Below are 950 nucleotides of genomic sequence, written 5' to 3' on the forward strand. Positions count from 1 at the left end.
GTTTGTTCAAGCTGGTTTAAGGCTGTAGTGACTAAGCGCGCACCTGATGCACCAAGTGGATGACCCAATGCAATTGCACCACCATTTGGATTTACCTTGTGAGAATCATCTGGCAAGCCTAAATGACGGGTCACAGCCAAAGCTTGTGCAGCAAAAGCTTCGTTCAGCTCAATTACATCCATCTGATCTAAAGTCAGGTTAGCTTGTTTAAGTAATTTTTTAATGGCTGGTGCTGGAGCAAAGCCCATAATGCGTGGCTCTACACCCACTGCTGTTGAAGCAACGATCTTGGCACGCGGTTTTAAGTTGTAAGCCTGAACTGCCTCATCAGAAGCAATCAGTAGTGCTGCTGCGCCATCGTTGATGCCTGAAGCATTCCCCGCAGTAACCGTGCCATCTGCTTTAACCACAGGTTTAAGTTTGCTTAAAGCTTCAAGTGTGGTTGATGCACGTGGATGTTCATCGGTATCAATCACAACAGCATCGCCCTTACGCTGAGGGATTTCAACTGCCACGATTTCTTTAGAAAAAAAGCCTTTGGCTTGCGCGCTTGCGGTGCGTTGTTGGCTCACCAAGGCAAACTGGTCCTGATCTGCACGATTGACGTTGAACTGTTCAGCCACGTTTTCGGCAGTCTGGGGCATGGTGTCTACACCATACAATTCTTTAAGTTTAGGGTTAATGAAACGCCATCCCATGGTGGTGTCTTCAATCTTCTGGCTACGGCCAAAAGCACTGTCTGACTTACCCATCACATAGGGTGCACGGCTCATGCTTTCTACACCACCTGCAATCACCAAGTTTGCTTCACCGGCTTTAATAGCACGGGCAGCAATGGCAATCGCATCGAGTGAAGAACCACACAAACGGTTAATGGTGGTTGCTGGAACCTGATACGGTAAACCTGCAAGAAGTGCTGACATACGGCCAACGTTACGGTTATCTTCACC

At 48.0% G+C, this 950-nt stretch carries 1 protein-coding gene; it reads right to left on the reverse strand.

Features of this window, described 5'->3' with window-relative positions:
* Positions 1-950: acetyl-CoA C-acyltransferase (locus B806_RS0111865; protein WP_017403047.1), on the reverse strand; the 950-nt coding region annotated here is incomplete at both ends.

The sequence above is a fragment of the Acinetobacter sp. TG2027 genome, from assembly GCF_000302435.1.
Classification (GTDB): domain Bacteria; phylum Pseudomonadota; class Gammaproteobacteria; order Pseudomonadales; family Moraxellaceae; genus Acinetobacter; species Acinetobacter pittii.